This window comes from Pseudomonas sp. SDT291_1_S447, assembly GCF_054070155.1.
Window position 1 is genome coordinate 23,055 of sequence record NZ_JBSVXS010000009.1, and the last position, 18,624, is coordinate 41,678.

Below are 18,624 nucleotides of genomic sequence, written 5' to 3' on the forward strand. Positions count from 1 at the left end.
TAGAAAATCTATTTATATTTAATATTCTACTCATAGCAAAATGTCTGCCACCTTACATATCTTAACCACAGATTTTCTTTCAACAGCTATCAATATGTCCGCTCGCCAACTCTCACCTTCGTTATTCTCAACAACCAAACAGTTTTATGCTCGGCGTTTAAACAACGAAAGACAACCCTAATCTCGATCAACACATAAACTGATTTTCAGCGCACAGCAAAATGGAGCCTACCTGTATAAATCTGAATCAGCACTAGAGTTAATGGACTACTATAGACCCTGGCTCTTAGTGACGACACACTCAACGATCCTCGTAGTCCCGCTTCCCTCAACCTGCTGAAGGAAAGCGTTCTCTCGTAAGGCATTTTTGATACAGAAGAATGCCTGATGTGTAGCCACTGCTGCCACAAAAACGACCCAATCTGCATTTCGAACTGCATTCTTGAGTCTTGGCGTACAGACTTCTTCGTCGTTGATATCGAAGTGAGCATGAGGGAAAATTTTGCTCAGCAGTATTTGTGCACGACTTATCGCGAGGCTATCCAGACTGTAAAGCAACACCCGACGGGAGAATGTCTGTTCGAGAGCTGTTTCTAGCTCAGAGTTTTCGCCATCTTTAGGTAGTTCTATCGAATTCTCTTTAGCGAGCAATCGCAAAAGACCTCGCTCTGCAATACCCAGACGTTCGTAATATGATATTCCCGCTTGGACCACACTTGTCAGCCATCGGAGTCGAGCCTCAAGATCTCGACATTGGGCATTCACTAACCCGTCCGTGAGATCAAGCGCCCAGGCCATTGTGTGAGGAGCGCTAACCTGTTCGAATACCCCGATGAGCCTGTTGATCAAGCGATCGTACTGCTCCTGACCTGCACCCGCACGGACTATGTGAAGGATGGCATTCTTCAGGAGCTCAAGCTCTGTTTCGCCAAAACGATCTCTGACTCTAAGGGACTCCGCTAAAGCCTCGTAGGTTACTAGGAACGCGGAATCCGGAGCCGTTCGTTCGATCAACCATTCAAACCAGATAGGATAGATGACTTCGAAAACATGGCTATGAGCAATTGATAGCTCTTCTGACAAACTGGCCAAGTCTTCTGGAAAACCTGGCTCTGACAGTGCATCCCTTGCGTCGGATGATCTTGCTATTTCGCGCCAGCGGAGCACAAATTCCGCCACGCTAACATCGTCCTCCGGCTCTACGACCAAACGCCCTCTCCAGGTGTCGACGCCTCCTGGGCCAGCAATTTTTTCTACAGCAGTGAATAACCGCGAACTGTTACTGCGAATGGCTTGAGAGATCGACTGACTCGCACTTGTCGTTCGATTTACAACAGATCGTGCTAGTTCTGGGTCCTCAATCTCCCGCGCACATCGAAGTAACGCCGTCAGTACCTCAATACTGTCAGGAAGAGGCTTCAGTAACACGAGAGCCTGCTCATACCGCTCTAGTTCCATCTCGCTCCGCGCCTGAATTAGACCAGACTTAGGCTGAAGCGCCTCTATCAGAGTACGAATACCATTTTCAGCCTGACCAAACTTTCCCGCACCAAGGATGTTCAGCAACTTATGACACAGGTCCGCGCTTGGTTCTGGCTGGACAAGTTCGTTTAAAAGGACAGTCTTGAGCACAGAAATACGGCGGGATGAACCACGGCTTCGCAACAATGGCCCCACTAAAAATTGGACGTGACTGGAAAAGGCTTCAAGCAGGTGCGTTGGGTCCTCTGTTCGCTCAAAGGGACGTAGCCTTGTTTCAAACAATGCATCGAACACATCGCCGAAGGTTTCTGGTGGGAGTTTGAGATGAATCAGATGCTTGAATTGCGGGTGTTCGACAATGCTATCCCACCTTCCGAACGCGGCATTCAACCGTACTTCAAGGAATGCGCGGTTTTCTGCGCTCAAGCCATGCTGATCGCGCAAAGCTCCCATCGCTGACAACGCTTCAGACTCATTTCTTGCTAAGAGAGCACGATCAAAGGAGGATCGTAACTGTGCGAAGGTCCGAGTTTGGATGGCTGAGCGCAACGGCCGGTGTTCCAGCAAGTCCCAATACAGCTGCCATTGCTTCCCAATCAACACGTCACGTTCCGGCCGATGTGCCTGAAACGAAAAATATCTCAGTCCGCTTTTTTCAAGCAAAGACGCAACAACCCCATTGGCCAAGACGACCTCCGGTGCCGTAGGATCGAAGTCGGCGAAACTAGGCCCTATGAATGCCTCCAATTCGGCCCGTAGCGCTTCATATTGAGTGTCGGTATGGGCGCAGGCATACCAGACAATAACGCTCTGACCAGCCATCATGAACGGAAGGAGTAGAGGACGATCCGAGAGCCCTTTCAAGTAGCGTCGGACACTCGACTGAAATGCATACGCGCCTGTATGTAAAACTTGGCCAGCCTTTTGAGCGTCTCGCTCACAAAGATCACTAAGATTGAACTCATTGGGACCGTAGAAGAAGGCATCAAGCATGGCCTTCGCGATCGCCACCTGCGGCAAGGGAGGGACAATCGGCATGTTACTGACCATGGGTTTCAAGTTCCGTATGAGCTTCGGCGACGCGAGCCCTATCAAAAGAAATTAAGACGCTCTCCGCACCAAAAGATATTCCATTTTCCGTAAAGTTCATTGAGCCACCAACAACTGCATGGTCAGTAAGCAGGCTTTTAGTGTGGAGTGCTGCACTTTCTTCCCAAGTGCAGAGATCCTGCGTACCTGTATCATTGAGTGCCGCCAAGAAACGAGATTTGAAATACTTATTGTGTTGATCGGGCCGTACTCTGATCAACAATTTTGTATTATTGGTAGTTACAGCCACCAAGATGTCGATCAAACGAATCTCACGTCGCCCCCATCCGGGGTTCAGACCATCAAACTCGCCCATTCGATTGTCGAGAATAACGATATTACTTATCCACGGCGCCATCAGAATCACACGAGTACTCGGCACCATCAGTTCCTGTGCAAACAAAATCCCCAGCACATCCTTGACCGAACTAGGTGCAGTCGTAGCGGATTTGAATATCTGGCGATCAGCCATTATGCAGTCTCCGGTATTTCAAATGTCCATTCAACACTCTCGCCCACCCTTCTGATCGAATGTAGGCGGGCGAAAACGTTGAGATATTCAAACTGGACCGGTTCCGTAACAACCTCGCGAATAATTCCCGGAAGCGAACTTGCAGCCTCTGAAACCGGCATTGCGACAGTAGCCCGGTTGGTAGCAATCAAACGCTCGCGGAGCTTTTCTGCCCACTCAGGCGTTCGGGGATCGATAGGCTCCTCCCGCGGGGTCAGCCATTGGCCGACAAGAATCCGTTCGCTGGCGCACGATTGGCTTGCGAATCTATTAGGGAGCGGGAGATTCTTCGAACGTAGGGCATGCCCTCTTGCCCATAAGATGCCCATAAGCACGCTGAAGCGCCAACTCTTTCGGTCTCCATCCGGAAGCTCGAAAGTACCGCCAGCGAAAGCCCGATCCAGACGTCCATCATTGCTGTACAGCGCGCAGATCAGACGTACATCGATCTCAATTCCGTGTTTTTTCTCCAACTCGTCCCAGTGTAACTGGACTTCTGCGAGCAGTTCATCGAGCGATTCAGGACTATCCTGGCGAAGCAACCGTAAACTAAGCGCCACCGCGTAGCCATGGAATACAGCATGACCTACCCGGACTAGCTCGGCCCTCAGCCGACCAAAATTCACTTGGGCCTCACCGCTGCTCTCGGCACGCCGCACGGTTGCAAAAGCATCGATCAATGCACGATCCCTTGAGGGACCTCCGAGACGCTGAAGCGTGTCCCTAAGTTGCATATCAATAGTTTCGAACTCCTGCGGGCTCAACGCTGCTTCGATATGGCGGTAGAGTCGTTCGGGCTGGGAAATTAGTAGGTCCACGACTTGCTCGATCAAGCCATTTCCGCCTGGATTCGCCTCGGACACCCATATGTGCTGCCCCTCGCGCTTGGCTCCGGATTCGCTCAATCCTGGATCAACGTCGACCCAAAGCGCGTCACCATTTACTTGAGGACATGCTTGTTGGATGGCGTCTAGAACAGCGGCACCTAGTGTCGTGCGTATCGTACAGGACAGCCATTGATCCCATGTGGCGTCGACCGGCTCGACAAGTACATCAGCCACAGACCTGAGCGCCCGCCGAACTTCTGATTTGGAGAGTTCAGACTGGAGTTCCTGTCGCAATCGATCGGCTCCGTCCTGAAGATCATCGTCTATCTCAGAGGGCGCCTGGAAAACCGTATGCAGGACATCCAGTAAGACCTCTAAATGCTCCCCTGCCCCCAAACCATCCAAGGCAATACGCAAATCACACTTTGTCGCCTCAGCCACGAGCAATGCCGCAGTCTGAAAAATCTGGGCAAGCCATGAACGTACGAAAACATTCAATACGAGCTCCGAAAGGTCGCATCCATGTAAGGCCTCCCAACTAAAGCGCGCCGCCCGCGCGGCCCTCGCACGAGCAGGATCGGACCAGTCGATTTTTTTGTGCAGGGAGTCCGGTAATTTCAGTTCAAAAACGAGTGCATCAACCTCCTGATCGAACCCGACACCAGCGGGATGGTCTTCATCCATAAAGCGCCATTTAACGACAACCTTACGTGACTCCTGGCCAACGGTAAGTTTCAAGTCGGCCCTAGATCCTACCGCATAGCGCTTGACGACGGCCTCCGAATGGCTGGCATGCGTGTGGAAGGTAACCGAGGGAAGGATATCTGCTATACCGACACTCGTCGGAGTTTGAAGTATGGTTCCGTTGAGGGGAGCAAGAAGTTGTGTGACCCAATCGAGTTGGGCATTTGAAGTGTCCGACAACCTCAGAACCGGAGTAACTCCGACTGATCTTAGATCGGCATCCTGCAATTTAGCTGCAACAGGTCTAAACGCGCGACCGGTCGAAAGGGCGCCTTGCTCGTTGTGGTGGAATACACCCCTGTGGTCGAGTTGATACCAGTCGGACAATTGTGCCTCGAGTTCAACAACCTCTTCACCGCTATCGAGTATTTCATTCAAAACCATGCCATTGACGCCGAGCCACAGCGGCGAGTCATAGCGCATGGACACGCGCCCCGGAGCAAACTCCGACAAACCCTGCAACACGGGCATAAACTTAGGCTCTTCACTTCTCCCGACTTGCGGAAGAACAATCTCCATCTCCGGCAAACTTAGATCACTAAAAAGAGCCGCAGGTATGAAATCCGGAAGCGGGTGACCAGCCTGATGGTCGCTGCTCGGACTGTCGTGTGAACGCCAATTTGTCGCGAGTCGCCGTAATAGCGTGGGAATCGCACCTAGAAAAAGTGGTCTAGGCTGACTCCAAAGTAGCGGTTCTACACTCTCCCGTGACAGTCCGAGTAACTCGCCTACACGATTCGAGCATCGATCCAATTCGTCGGTACTTTTTAAAATGTTGGCAAGCAGTTCTACCAATCGCTGCTGCCGCAACCTTGCTTGCAGCCAGTTTTTACCGAGCCACTTTGAACCGGAGACATTGGGAGCCAGATCGACAGCTCTCTTACTTAATGCATTCCACTTCTCCGTGGTCAACGGAAACGTCACGTCGCGGGCCAAGCTGCGAACTTTGGCAAACTGCTCACTTTTCCAATGCTCCGGAGTTTCATCTTTCAAAGGCCGCGCAAGATCTCGCCAAACCGCCCCAGGGATGGGATCGACCTGCATATATCGTCCCAACTCGTCGATTAATGCATACACTGCTTGCATCCGTTGGACGTAGCGGTTCGTCATCGGCAGATCCCGGGCAGCCACCAAAGGATCAAAGAGTTGATCATATGCCTGGTAGGCGAGACGATCTCGACCGTAGTCGGAAAGAACAACGACGGTCCAGGGCCGCATGTGCCGTGTCCGGCCAGCACGGCCTTTGCGCTGCAAGAACTGAGCGATATCACGAGGAGCCTTATGTTGCAGCACGACCCCTACCTCTGGATCGTCGAATCCTACTTCCAATGATGCAGTTGCAACTACTACTTGCGATTTCTGGCTCACACCGGAATCAAGGGAGGTTGTCCGTCCGACCTCCAAACATTCGCTAAGATCGTGACCAATTCCGTCCCCTGTGCTCAGAGCCCGCCAGTCCTGCCCAGCCAAATATCTTCGGCCAGCAGGATTAATGGGGGCTCGTAGGCGCGCCAGTCCGCCATCGGGATAATGGTTTGTATTTCGATTCCCTTCGGGGTAACGCCCCTCGGCGTCAAGAAGGTTCTTGAACAAACGATTGGTCGCATCAAGTTGATCAGTAAACGCGAATGCTCGCCAACCGCTAAAAGGTCTTCGCCTGAAGTCAAAACCGTCCCGTGGATCTAGAAGGCGAGCAAGCAACATCAAGGATTGGATCGAGGTTGAGAGAAGTGCAGTCTGCGAAACAGGATCACCGCGCAGAGCAACGAGATACTCGCCCCCCTCTTCAATCATGTCGTTCTCGTGCGGGGTAATGACTTCCACTACGGACTCCTCGAGTCCGGTTAATGTCGCAAAAAACCGTCGTCCTTCCGCAATTGTTGCCGAGAGGCCCACAAAACTCGAACGTCGCCCGCTCAGAGTCCACCATCGACGCAGCAAGTATCCGACCTGTGCACCGTAGGTGCCTGCATAAAGATGCACCTCGTCCAGTAAAACTAGATCAGGGGCTTGGGCTGCTTTAACCCCCACGCCGAACAAATGCCGCACTTGTGTATTGGCAAGATTCTGATTCAGCATCTCAACCGAGGTGAACAAAATATCTGGCGGATTCGACTCCATACTGGTCCGAGTGAAGACTAGACACGTCTCATCGACATGGTTGCCGCAAGATGCGCATGTCAGGCGTTCCAATCCATGGTCTAGGTCATTTTTGCGAAGAATCATATCCCCGCTGCAGGCATCATCAGGACATCTCATGAAAGGGCAGATTCGTTCGCGGGCGCCACCTTTCCATTTTGAGTACGGACCGAACGCGGACTTTGCTGAGTGAGGGGTGTCACCGTAGAGCACGCCCACACGCAACGGGCGCTTACCCCGCGAACTCAGCAAATCGTCAAACTTTCGGCACTGACCAAAAACCTCGAGAAGTTGGTCCTTCAACAGTTCGTTCCGAGGGTAAAGCGCTAATACGCGAACTGCTTTTACCTTAGGGGACACTTCTCGCTGATAAGCCAACCAGGACAAGGCTGGTAGATAAAAAGACAAGGTCTTCCCACTTCCAGTGCCCGCTGATACCAGAGTACCGCGACAAACTCCGCTTACAAGACCGTTTAGAATTCGAACGCTGGAATCTATTTGAAATTTTGCCAACCGAGCATTAAGCGGCAGACGTTGTAACCAATGTCCAACAGCCACGAGTAAGTTTGGATCATCCACCACCGCCTGAGTTGCAGCGTAAGCCTCCTCCCATGAACACTCACGCTTTGGATATTTTCGAGGCCTCCATAAAAAGCGAAAATCGGCCACGAGAGTCGGCGCTGCAATCCACTGAGTATCGCCAGAATGACGACTAAATAACTGGCGTAACCGGGCTAGAAGCCGAATGCCTTCGGCCATTCTCGTACGCCAACGCACCTCATCAGACGATGCCAGTGGTAATAAAAAGAGTTGCCTTTGCGCCACCAGAAAATTGCGTAAATCCCCCGATGTTGAAATAGTGCATTCGGGGTGGCCCTTTGGCTCGCGAGCACAATCGGAATCCAATACAGATCGCAGACAATCCATGAGTTCAAAACTGGATAAGGAACTATCAACCAATCCCCAAACCAAAACTTTCGACTCTACCCGCTCGATTGCGTTCAGTGCCAACTCTGCGAGCTTATGATCAGGACCAAGAGCCATTATGTATTTCTCACGCGAACTAGGAACCGACTAATATCATCCTTTTCTTTCAACCAACTGAGCACCGTCGGAGTGAGCAACTCAAGGCCGGCACCAAAGTTCAATGCCCGATAGAATTTCCGCACCTCGTCAGGTAATTCAAGATCAATCTTCTGGAGCAACTCCTGCAACTGCAATGCACTATCACGCAAAGCAGTTAAATCTTCTGAGGTCTTTGGAAAAAACTGCGTTCGCAAAACCTTGTATCTAGCGTACAAATCCTTGTAGTCCTGGAGCGTGCTCATATTTGCAGGTGATTTTGGCATCTGCTCCTCAATTCGCTCTGGAGAATCGACTACCCCTGACTCCTCAATTCTTAGCGCCCAAACTTGCCTTACAACTTTTTCGGTCTTCGCCGACATTCCCTCTGCGGAGTTCAGCAAACGCGTCCAGAGATCGCCTTTTGAAACAGCCTGAACGTCATCCGCGTTGCTGAGTAATTTCCAGGCGTCCTCCGCTAACCCTCTCAAGACGTCCTGTGCCATTTGTAGATCAGGCTCTTCAGCTACCGCTATGCTAAGCCAGGATAGTTTTTCAAGTGCCTCCCCAACCTTGCGCTTGCGGTCCGACCAGGTTGCGTGCAAATTTTGAATGCTAGAGACCTGATGCCTGATCTGGTTGGCTATTTGAGCCTTGTTCAAATTTTCCTGGGCCATTTGACTGCGACAGAGCAAACTTGTCATTGGAGATCCCAAGTTAAACTGTTGAGTAACCCTTCCCGTTCACGTAGCGCCGCCTCTTGGCCCATCGCTTCGGCCTGATCGGTGCATAATTTCTCAAGTGCGCTGAAAAAAGCGCCTAGCATCTGTACGTTATGTGCAACTTTTATCAGTCCAAGCATCGGCAGACTGCTCCAGGCCGCAAGCTGTACCTCCAACGACCTTTGTGGGTCTGGAGTTTTGAAATTGCAAGCACCGCTGATGATCGTTTCAGATTTCTCGTCAGCAAGATAAGTGACAATTTTTTTTAGCTGGGTCTCGTCAAATTTGGTTGGCCATAAGGACAACCGCTTGGCAAGTTGGAGGGTACTCAGCAAATCTTCACGCCAGACGACACGTGCATGCCCCTTATCGAAGGCATCGGCAACCATTGGCTGGAACGCCTCCACTGTGGTCTGTAAGTAACGTACAAGTTGTTCAAGTCCAGTATCGGACATCCGCTCTAACGCATCGGTACTTGCGGTGCCAATGGGCATAGCCCCATCTAAGAAGAGCATCCAACGTCCCTCAATCACACGCTTCCACGCGGTCTTCAAGCGCTCAGTATCGACCGCGAGGAGCGTTATTCCTCGCACGCCCTGATAACAACCAAGCCTATTGGCAAAGAACGTTTGCAAATCTTCCCGCCCTGTTAAGGCCTCTGCCCTAACCGAAAATACCTTTCGTACCGCTGAAGGTAACGAATCGTCTTCCCTAGGCATCGGCTCTACAGGTGCCCTGATCATTAACTCCTGGATTCGGGGGGCCTCTGGCTCGGCCTTACGACTCAGGCCAAGCATCAGGTTCTGGCGGTGTAACACGGTACACAGCATTCTCAAGTCCCGTTGCGCTTCGGACTCTAAAAGTTGCACGACCTGCGTCTCTAGTTGATCGAGCAAGGCTTGGGCCATGGGGTAATCAATTTCTGCGTCTGCATAAGACCAAGACTTGCCGTTCGTATCCCAGCGACTCAGCGCACGAAGCCCTTGAACCAAAAGGAGCGGAATCGGCTCCCCAGGCTCGGCCACACGGATGATGAATCCAGCGCTTCTATTACCAACAGTACGCTCTGGTGGAAGCCAGAACCATTTGAAATCGATTCCCTGCCCCTGCAGGCGGAGAGTGTCCGGTGTGATTCGCTCTTTGAGTGCAGCCGTAAGCAACTGTCGAACTCTCTTCGGATCGTCTCCGGTAAGCTGCATGTCAGAAGACCAAGCCTCCAACGCGCCCTCGAAACGCACATCCCCGACTGCAGGCTCTGCTTCGGGTTGGACTAGCACTGTGACTGTCGTATTCTTTTCACTGCTGGCACTAACGGGCGGCACAGTCGGAAGTTCTTTAAAGTTGCGTTCAAAGGGCCATGGCAACTTGAAGGCGTCGAACACCGCCTTTGGCGCCTGCGGCGACTGGCGTAACGAACTCGGAGCTCCAGCCCAGTGATAAATGAGGGACTCAAGCCTCTCGCTCTCAGTTTGTGAATAGTACTGGAACTGCAACTCCTGACGGACGCCAGGCTGTAGTTTAGGCTGGACAAAGTTGGAGGGAGGAAAAACTCCTTGCTCAAAGCCATCACGCATGAACAACGTTTTTCGAAGTACCTCAATGATAAACGCACGCGGGTTGAAGACCCATCGGTCTGCGCGCTTGAGGGCGTTCTCGCCCAGAGAACGCACCGCGAGTTCGTTAAATGGAAAAAGAGCGTAACCTGAACTGCTGGTGCCGAACGCCTTCAACCACTCGGCCGACTGTGCATCGACAACGGGCTCAAAACTAGGAACCCACGCATACAGATCTGCCTGTTCAGAAGAGCGCGCTTCAAAGCTGTTTTTTAGCTCCTCCAGTCCCCAACGCGCAGCATTGAGATAACGTCCAGTCATTTCCACGAGTCGTTGAACAACCACTTCTTCGGACAATCCTTCGCTAGGAATTACCCACTCACCGCGCGCGCGCGTGAGTAACGTCTGCCGCCCCGGCATGAAACCGTCCGTAACTGCAAGAGCGGTCCGGATCGGAGCTCGTACCCATTTCCCCTGGTGGACACTCTCAGTGATCACAATATCCAGAAGCGGTTGCTGAACACCCGCCAAGGTAGCAAGGTCTTCAACAAGCAGTACCAGTTCCTTACCGTCATGAAGCAACTGTCGACGAATATCGTCCACGACCTCCTGGATGGTCTTTTGACGGAAAGTCTCGGCAAAGCCAAATAAAGTCCTCAGGGCCGGATCTAAAACTTCTTGCAGAATTTCTGCGGCTACCACTCGGTCCCGCCCATCGTTTCGGCCGAGAAAATTTAGTGCATCAAGGGTGTCTCCAGAATAATCCCCAAGACGGAGTGATTCAGGAGGCGTTAGATCTTTCGCAGAGAATCGTCTTTGATCGGGGTCCGATGCTCCACCCAGGCTGGAACCTACAATACGGATTAGTACATCTGCGAACCAATTGTCGCGAGCCATTGGATCGCGAATCAGGTTTCGCACCTTTTTAGCGATCGTGATTCTGGGACCGAGTTGGCTGTGCCTCGAACGATCTGCGTTAATTTCCGATACAGCTCGCTCGGCATAGACATGTAGCTCTGAACCGATTGTGGCCGCGAGCAATTCAGCGGCACGGGGAGGGTCGAGTGCATCGGTAATGCTAGAAAGCTCACGTTTCAGCGTCTCGAAAGCCTCTCCTCCCAAGGGTTCAAGAATCAGTTCAACTACTTGGCGTAGGCTTGCCGTTTTCGGAATCGAAACGATCACAAGACGGTCACGTGCAGGATGGCGCTGCAGTTGTGCACCTAACCAACGGACCATATGTGACTTGCCGATTCCAGAAGCCCCAGTAATAGTCACCAGAACGGCACTGCCGTCATCAACCGGTCGCATCAACTCATTCAGCAGATCTGCCTCATTAGCAATTGTTTCGATGCCGGTTTGAGCGGCGCGACGTAATAGGCTTACAGGCTCATGGACCGCTAGTAGGAGGGCCTCATCGATTGTTTCGGCTTCGGTGCTCAAACACTCAAGTACCTGAGGCGCCAGCGGCCAATAACTAGCTAGATTGCTCATTATTAGGCCTCCACGCTAGGACGGCTGAACCATTGGAAGGTAAGATCTGGACGAATGCCTTGAAATCCGCTGAGAACAATTGACGAACCTGTATCCGCACGATTTTGCAGTAGTAACTCACCAGTGGCTCGAAGGCAAAGAAGCGCACGCGACAATGCCGTAGATACCTGGCCAGACTGAAGAGGCGCGAGCGCACTCTCGCTTACCTCAGCAAGCACCGCAGTCTGCCAACGCCCTCCGTCCAATACTGGGAGTTGTTCAGCAATCCGGTCGACGAAGTCTCGCGCGGACATCCCCTCCCCTGGCCCCAGAATCTCGGGTAGGACATCTCTAACGGCCACCGTTGGATCGATGTCGCCACCAGGTTGCCTACTGAATCCAAGGAATTCAGCCCAGTAACCCACTCCGGTCTTGCGTGTTGAGTTCTGCATCAACCGCCGATCAGAGTTTTCGATTTGCTCTGATTCAAGCCGCTCTAGGTCCCCGAAACGAGTGCGAAATGCATCCTGGGCCATCATCCACGCCAAGGTTCGCGTGAGATCTGCAGCACGAGCCCCCTCGGCTGCCCAAAACTCTTGATTATTCTCGTCAGAAAGAGCGTATTTGCAGGCAATACGTCTAGTGAACGCAAGGGTTTGCAGTACTCCCGTCGAAACTTTCGAGGGCCGGTCTAGAACCGAAATCATATTTTCTGTTTCTATAAATAAGCCGAGCTCAGTCCAACGCCGTAAGGTTTGCCGGACTTGTTTACCCTCGTCTTTAACAACTCCCTCCGGAGCAACCGCTTCTAGCAATTCGTCACGATGAATAGCATTCTTCGATGCCAACACCCTTGCATGTAGTACAGCAAGCACGTTCGGAAGACCGTCATTAGTAATATTCAATAGACTCATGCACTGAGTTCCTTGAGCAATGTGTCGGAACTTAAATGATCGATGACATCAGTCCATCTTCGATCTGGTCGGTCCGGATCCTTAATATCGGTGGGGATAACAAGAACGGTTAGAGCGCACGGGGAGGATAAAAGCGCGCCTCGAACATCTTGCGAAATAGAAGTGGCAGACCACAGAACAATGCGCACCTCAGCATCGCCCCCGTCAAGCGAAGCAGCTTTCCCTGAGTCAAAAGTATCGATGAACGCATCGCTCCCTGCCCGCGATACTGCATCCCAGACATCAGTCCACTCCCGCGAACCGGCCGGCACGTCCAGCAATACAGTATGAGGTTGAGTTTTACTCAAAAGTGCCTCGATCAGAGATCGACGTACGACTGCGCCGCTGGCCGCCTCTGGACAGGTGACGATCAGCAGATTTGGCGAAAACAATGGCAGCGTTGCGGTTGCCTTTCTCCACGCCATTCTTGTCGCGAATCGACTGATGCGGCTCACGAAGGGCTTGTCATATTTACTGCTTTCTTGTTCGTCGGCCCAGTGCTGAGGGCATCCTCCGCAACAGCGGGTGACGGGAACGTATGCATTGTCCCGCGCAAGCTCATAGGTAGAAGTGAGCGCAAGCGAAATTTCGACTTTACCTGAGGCAACGTCAAGCACTGACTCTACGCTCTCATCGGACGATTCGTTAATCACGCTTCTTATTGTGTTCATTCGGGCATTGAAGAAAGCCTCGTTCAGATGTCCCGTTTCTAAGATTCGAACCGCCGCATAAAAAGCATCGGCCTCGCGTACAACTTCATCCTCTCGCTGACGAAACTCTGGAAGGTAGGATCGAAGTGCACATATTTCGAGCATTCCCGCCAGAGCCATTAGGTTCAAGGTTCTAAAATTCCAACCTCGATTCGCCGCTGAGTGCTGGTACAAATCAGAGCGTAGCGCATCCAAATCGACCCATACGAGATCCGAATTCGGTTGCTGCCAAACCGTATTACCAATCATAGCCCCCCACCGTTTGTAGCCAAGATCGTTCCCGATTAGCCTCTGGAGCGAAATCCCCCTTGCCTGGTGGATATCTTCTTCAGTGTAAAGCAGCAGGCTCGCTGAGGCCTTGCCATCCCTTCCGCTGCGTCCAACCTCTTGGTAAAACCGATCAAGCGACTCGGGGAGTGTGGCGTGCACGATGGTACGGACATCGGCCTTATCGACACCAAGCCCAAATGCAGACGTGGCGACCATACCGTCAAGTGTGCCCAAGTTCCATGCACTGAGTAGATGATCGCGCTCCGAAGCGCCCGTCAATCCGGTGAATTGTTCTATTCGACCGAACCCTTGATCACGTAGCAGCGCGCGGAACTCTACCGCCTCCTCCGGCTTGGTCACATACAGAATAAAAGGCCGCGGTGCTAACTTGAGAACTTCTAGGACTCGCTCCCTTTGCTCGACCTTTGACCTACACCGTTTGAATGTGTAACGCGGTTCCGAACGCAAGTGGACGCCCGAGATCAACTCGGTCTGTGCCGCTGGTCCAAAGTGCTTCTGGAGTACGTCTATCGTCCCCTTCGTCAAGGTCGCAGATGCAAGAATCAGTCGAACCGACCGCTTAGCCCCTTCGTGACTTATCTTACGTAGGTGTCGCACTAGAGCCGGAAGCAACTGAAACTCTGGGCGGAAGCCGCTTCCCCAAGTCGCTACGAGGTGCGCTTCATCAACAACTATGTGTGTCAGACGACCCACCGCAGCCGCATGCTCTAACGCATTGCGCAAGGAGCCTGTTGCACTCTCCGGAGAAGCGAAGATCATTCGCTGAGTACCGTTCTGTATAGCCCGACGGACGTCATCGCGCTCCTTCGGTGTCAGCCCTCCATGATAAGCCAGTGGAGTGGCTTCCCATGATGGACTCTGCTGCAAAAGTAATTTTTTCATCCGTCGTGCTTGATCTATAGCCAAAGCCACGGTCGGTACGATCGTCAAAGTAAGATGACCCTCGCCATAGAAAAGCGGGGGGAGATGGCAGAGAGATGACTTACCACTACCTGTAGGCAGATTCGCAATCAATGTTACATCGGCGGGCAAATGTATGACTGCTCGCAAAGCTTCACGCTGCCCTTCTGATAGACAAGTGTCGTTTCCAAGCAACCTTCTCAGACAAGGGTCTGCGGGAACCTCCAGGGAGGTACGGTAGAAAATCTCAGCAAAAACGTCGTCAAAAATATTCTCTTGGATGCCGAGCCAAGGAATCCGGATAGGCCGAGCCCGTGCATCGAACCCATCGTTAAATTCGGCCACATCGAATCCAGCCTCGCGCCATGTGGATGCGGACGGCCAACCATCGGATCGTGGCACCCTCAGCCAATAGTTCGCGCCAGCGGCCATATTGCGCAATTGCCACTGCCGGAAGAGGCAGATGAGGTCAACATGACTGACAAGTCTAGGAAAAGACTTCATCAGGACCAAAAGTTGACGAATTCGCTCTAGAAGGCCATCACGGGCCAATTCAGAAGAAATGTTGGCATTTGACCAGTCTCTACATGCGCTCTGTAGTGCAGAGTCGTCGAACAGATCGCTCAGCATGAGGTGAAAGGAGAGTGATTGGCGAGAAAGATTGCACCCACGCATTCGAGCCTAAGAATCGGGTTTCGCAAAACGGTTGCGAGATTCCTGTAAAAACAATCATCAGTTTCTAACTCCCGCAACTCCGTCGCTGCGGCGACACCACTCATTCGCGAGGCACGTGCCCTACCTTGTGCCAAACGCAACTTATGCTGTCGCGCCACGGCTACTAGCGCACTTTCGAGATGCCCATTGAATTTTGGAGATACCAACACATATTGCTGAGCCACGTCCCTTGCCCGCGAACAAAGCTCGTCCCAGTTCTGCAACCAAGCGAAATCCCGCCTCTGATGCAGAACGCGCCAGCGGTCCGGATTCAAATTAAAATCAGCGCTCCCCGCTCTTTGTCCCTTGTCTTTATACTTTTCTAACAGCGCTTTCGGAGGTTCACTCACAATATGGCCCGAACCTGACACCCATACTGTAAAAAACAAGGGAGGCATGCTTGCGCGTGCCGATCGGGATAATGCGCTCCTTTGAATATCGTAAGCGTGTGTCTCCGAAACGCTCTCAGTCGACGACAGCACTTCACCGGGATGAACCACGAAATCGAAGCGAAAAAAAAGGTCTGCTCCGCTCGGATCGATGATTTCAGAATCTTGCCTAACACGCCACAAACCAAAGGCCCGGCCACGGTCGTCAACGGCTGCAAAACGCTCTAGTGCTGTGATTAACGGGTCACCTATCCTGAGGAGGCGGATGTTGTCCCTAAGCCCCTCGCGCGAGTTGACCGTCTGGCGTTTAAAAGCATAACGATGGGTGAGAGGCATCTGCGAACTTCCATCAGGCGCCTCAAGATCCATAGCCTGAAGAAACCCCCCAACAAACCGACTCAACGGTAGCAGCGTTTGCTGATCACCTCGGTATGCGTAACCAACTCGAAAGATCGAATCCCCGTTAGGGCGAATTGCTTCGGTTCGGCGAACGAAGCGAAGAGCCTGAACTGCAAAGGTGTCGAACCCGTCGCGCCAAGCCTCCCACTGCTGGTCACATTCCGTTAGATCGTCTAACAAATCATCGCCTGGCTGTTCGAGCGAATCCAAAGCATCTTGCTGGTCGATGCGACGCAATTCTTTTCTAATCCTGCCATCCTGCCCAGCGAGCGCTTCGACGTGAGGAGCGAATGCCAGCGCACCGAGATCAAACCAGTCATTGATCAAACCCTGAGTCGACTCCTCAATCAGATACTGAAGGCTCGCAACTGAGCGATCAAAAATCTCCCATGCAGTATCAAGCACATCCAGCCACCCCTTCTCATTAAGGTTGGCACGGTCCACTAGCACAATGGACCGCACGGGATCGCCTGTGCCAAATCGATCCAGTCGCCCTAGGCGTTGTTCGATCCGATTGGGAGACACGGGTAGATCAAAGTGCAACGCTACCTTGCTGCCTCCATGAAGGTTCACACCCTCTTCTGCGCCGGCATCACATACAAGCACCCGGCATGTAGACGGAAGCGTCAGAAATGCCTTCCAAGGCAACTGCTCATCGTCCTCAAGGTCTTCTTGATCAGGTATCGCATCAAGAACCTGATGGCGTTGCACCAATCGTCCGAACTCCCTACCAAGCATCTCTACGGCCCGATCCGCATCTTCGGCTGAGTCGCAGAAAACAACGATTTGCTGTCCAGCCTTCTTGAGTAGTCCGGAAACGGCATCGCGTAGTGCGAGAAAGCGGCTATCCAACTCACGAATGGTTCGTGCAGAGCCCTCCAGAACCTTCGCCAAACGTCTCGCCTCGATGTCTTCGACACCCAAGCTGATCAACCATTCTTCCACACGCATGCAGGAGTTGGGTCGCACTCCCCAATCTAGGAGTGTCGTTCGGACACTAGGCGAGAGATCCGTGAGGGCCCCAAGATGAAGACGCAAGTCTTCAAGTTGGTGCATGAAAGTCGCACCAATGTTTATTTCGTGCTCGAACTCAAACCGTTCCAGGCCGGAACGTTGGATGGTGGCCCATGGGACCGCTACACGGCGATTGCGAAGAACGCGGCGATGTAAACGATAGGTTTCAGCAAGGTGCATCCGCAATGCACTCAACGCTTCAATTAACGCCTCATCGTCTTCTTCAGGAAAACGATCCAGAATTACGCGTAGGTCACTTATAAGTTCATCCAACAAAGGGTCGGTATTGAACTCAGCGCTTAACCTATCGAGTTCTGCTGGTAGGGACCAAACATTCTTCGGTAGGAGGATCGCAACCAACTCGGCCACGAACTGACGAGATTTGATCCGATGCTCGAAGCCTTCCAAATCGTCCAGCGGAAAGACCGCAGAATCCAGCAGATGCATCACCCTGAGAAAACCAGCGCTGTCACTCAGGACAGGTGTCGCCGACAGCAATAGCAATCGGGGAACGCTGGGGGCAAATCGTCGAAGTAATTCATAGAGAAGGTTTTCCCCACCTTCCGTTTTTCGCGAAAGGTGGTGAGCTTCATCGACCACAATCAATCCCGCATCAGGCAAAAGCCGAGCTATACGGTCGATCTGATCATGACCTACAACGTGTAAGTAGTCGTCCAGAAATGCGTCAAGAGCAAATCGACGCGTTAACTCCTCACGCCACTGCTGCACCAATGCCCTCGGTGCTACGACGAGAACCTTAGCATTCAATGGATCGTCAAGCATGTATTGCCGAATGACAAGACATGCCTCAATAGTCTTGCCTAAACCAACTTCATCGGCAAGCAAATAGCGCTGGATTGGGTCAGTCAGAATCCGTCGAACAACATTGAGTTGGTAATCTACGAGTTCAATCGACGAACTCAGTACAGAGGCCATCCCCCAACAAGCCGCGTATTGGAGAGATGTGACGTGAGCAAAGGCACTCCGCGCATCGGCAAGGAAAGGTGTTTCCGTTGCTTCTGCTATCAAATAAGGCAATGGGTCTTGAATCGGCCGGTTCCAACGGACTTCAACATCGCAAGCTTCGACGTTAACGCTATCACCATTAGGGTATTGGACCAAAAGCGTCCTCTCCCCATCGTGTTGAAGCACTCTTCCTACCTGCCAGCGCCCACCAGCTGAGTGGCGTCTATAAATACGTGTTTGAGGCCTTAGACTTACAGACCGGATCTTCGCTATCGGAAACTCAATCGTGACATGTGATCCCGGATCGGGAGAGTCGAAAAATTGCACCGTCCCAAGTTGACCAGCGATCATCACTAGCTTCCCAACCCCCCACTCAGCGTAAGGAGGATCTACAAGCTCAACGAATGCACCCACAAATAAGCTCAAGCTTTCCCTCGCTACTATGAATTCACTTTCCTATTGATTCCGCTTGAATGCACATTACAGCAGACAATTCACGCCTATGCCTTCGCCCTTGGCCACCGACTACGAGCAAGCGATCGGCGCAAAATCCTAAAGGCCGCGGACCGTTCTACAACTGCCATCTACGGAAGCTCTTGGGCGCTGTGAAACCTGACGGCCAACCTCGAAAATGACGGTAAATTTATACAATGCCGGAGGGCATAGCCTAACTCAATAACTGCCTT

At 52.2% G+C, this 18,624-nt stretch carries 8 protein-coding genes; all 8 read right to left on the bottom strand.

Going from position 1 to position 18,624, the window contains the following annotated elements; genetic code table 11:
- Positions 1 to 270: 270 nt before the first annotated feature.
- From dpdD to dpdE, 8 genes are read right to left on the bottom strand one after another with little or no spacing between them, the layout of a single operon-like run.
- Complete coding sequence (gene dpdD, locus ACW9IR_RS05310; RefSeq protein WP_457462043.1) at positions 271 to 2,532, bottom strand: protein DpdD; 2,262 nt, start codon at positions 2,530 to 2,532, stop codon at positions 271 to 273.
- A complete protein-coding gene (dpdK, locus tag ACW9IR_RS05315) occupies positions 2,522 to 3,043 on the bottom strand; it encodes a phospholipase D-like domain-containing protein DpdK (protein WP_457462045.1) in 522 nt (173 codons plus the stop codon). Before dpdK ends, dpdD begins: the two co-directional genes overlap by 11 nt.
- The gene (gene dpdJ, locus ACW9IR_RS05320; RefSeq protein ID WP_457462047.1) at positions 3,043 to 7,836 is read right to left on the bottom strand and encodes a protein DpdJ; all 4,794 of its coding nucleotides are present in this window, start codon (positions 7,834 to 7,836) and stop codon (positions 3,043 to 3,045) included. Before dpdJ ends, dpdK begins: the two co-directional genes overlap by 1 nt.
- Positions 7,836 to 8,558, bottom strand: a complete 723-nt coding sequence (locus ACW9IR_RS05325; RefSeq protein ID WP_457462049.1) for a hypothetical protein — start codon at positions 8,556 to 8,558, stop codon at positions 7,836 to 7,838. The genes dpdJ and ACW9IR_RS05325 overlap by 1 nt, the downstream gene beginning before the upstream one ends.
- Positions 8,555 to 11,623, bottom strand: a complete 3,069-nt coding sequence (gene dpdH / locus ACW9IR_RS05330; protein WP_457462051.1) for a protein DpdH — start codon at positions 11,621 to 11,623, stop codon at positions 8,555 to 8,557. Before dpdH ends, ACW9IR_RS05325 begins: the two co-directional genes overlap by 4 nt.
- A gap of 2 nt (positions 11,624 to 11,625) precedes the next feature.
- Positions 11,626 to 12,516, bottom strand: a complete 891-nt coding sequence (dpdG, locus tag ACW9IR_RS05335; RefSeq protein WP_122583444.1) for a protein DpdG — start codon at positions 12,514 to 12,516, stop codon at positions 11,626 to 11,628.
- Entirely contained in the window at positions 12,513 to 15,086 is a 2,574-nt protein-coding gene (gene dpdF, locus ACW9IR_RS05340) for a protein DpdF (protein WP_457462053.1), read from the bottom strand. The genes dpdG and dpdF overlap by 4 nt, the downstream gene beginning before the upstream one ends.
- A complete protein-coding gene (gene dpdE, locus ACW9IR_RS05345) occupies positions 15,080 to 18,352 on the bottom strand; it encodes a protein DpdE (protein WP_457462101.1) in 3,273 nt (1,090 codons plus the stop codon). The genes dpdF and dpdE overlap by 7 nt, the downstream gene beginning before the upstream one ends.
- Positions 18,353 to 18,624 lie beyond the last annotated feature (272 nt).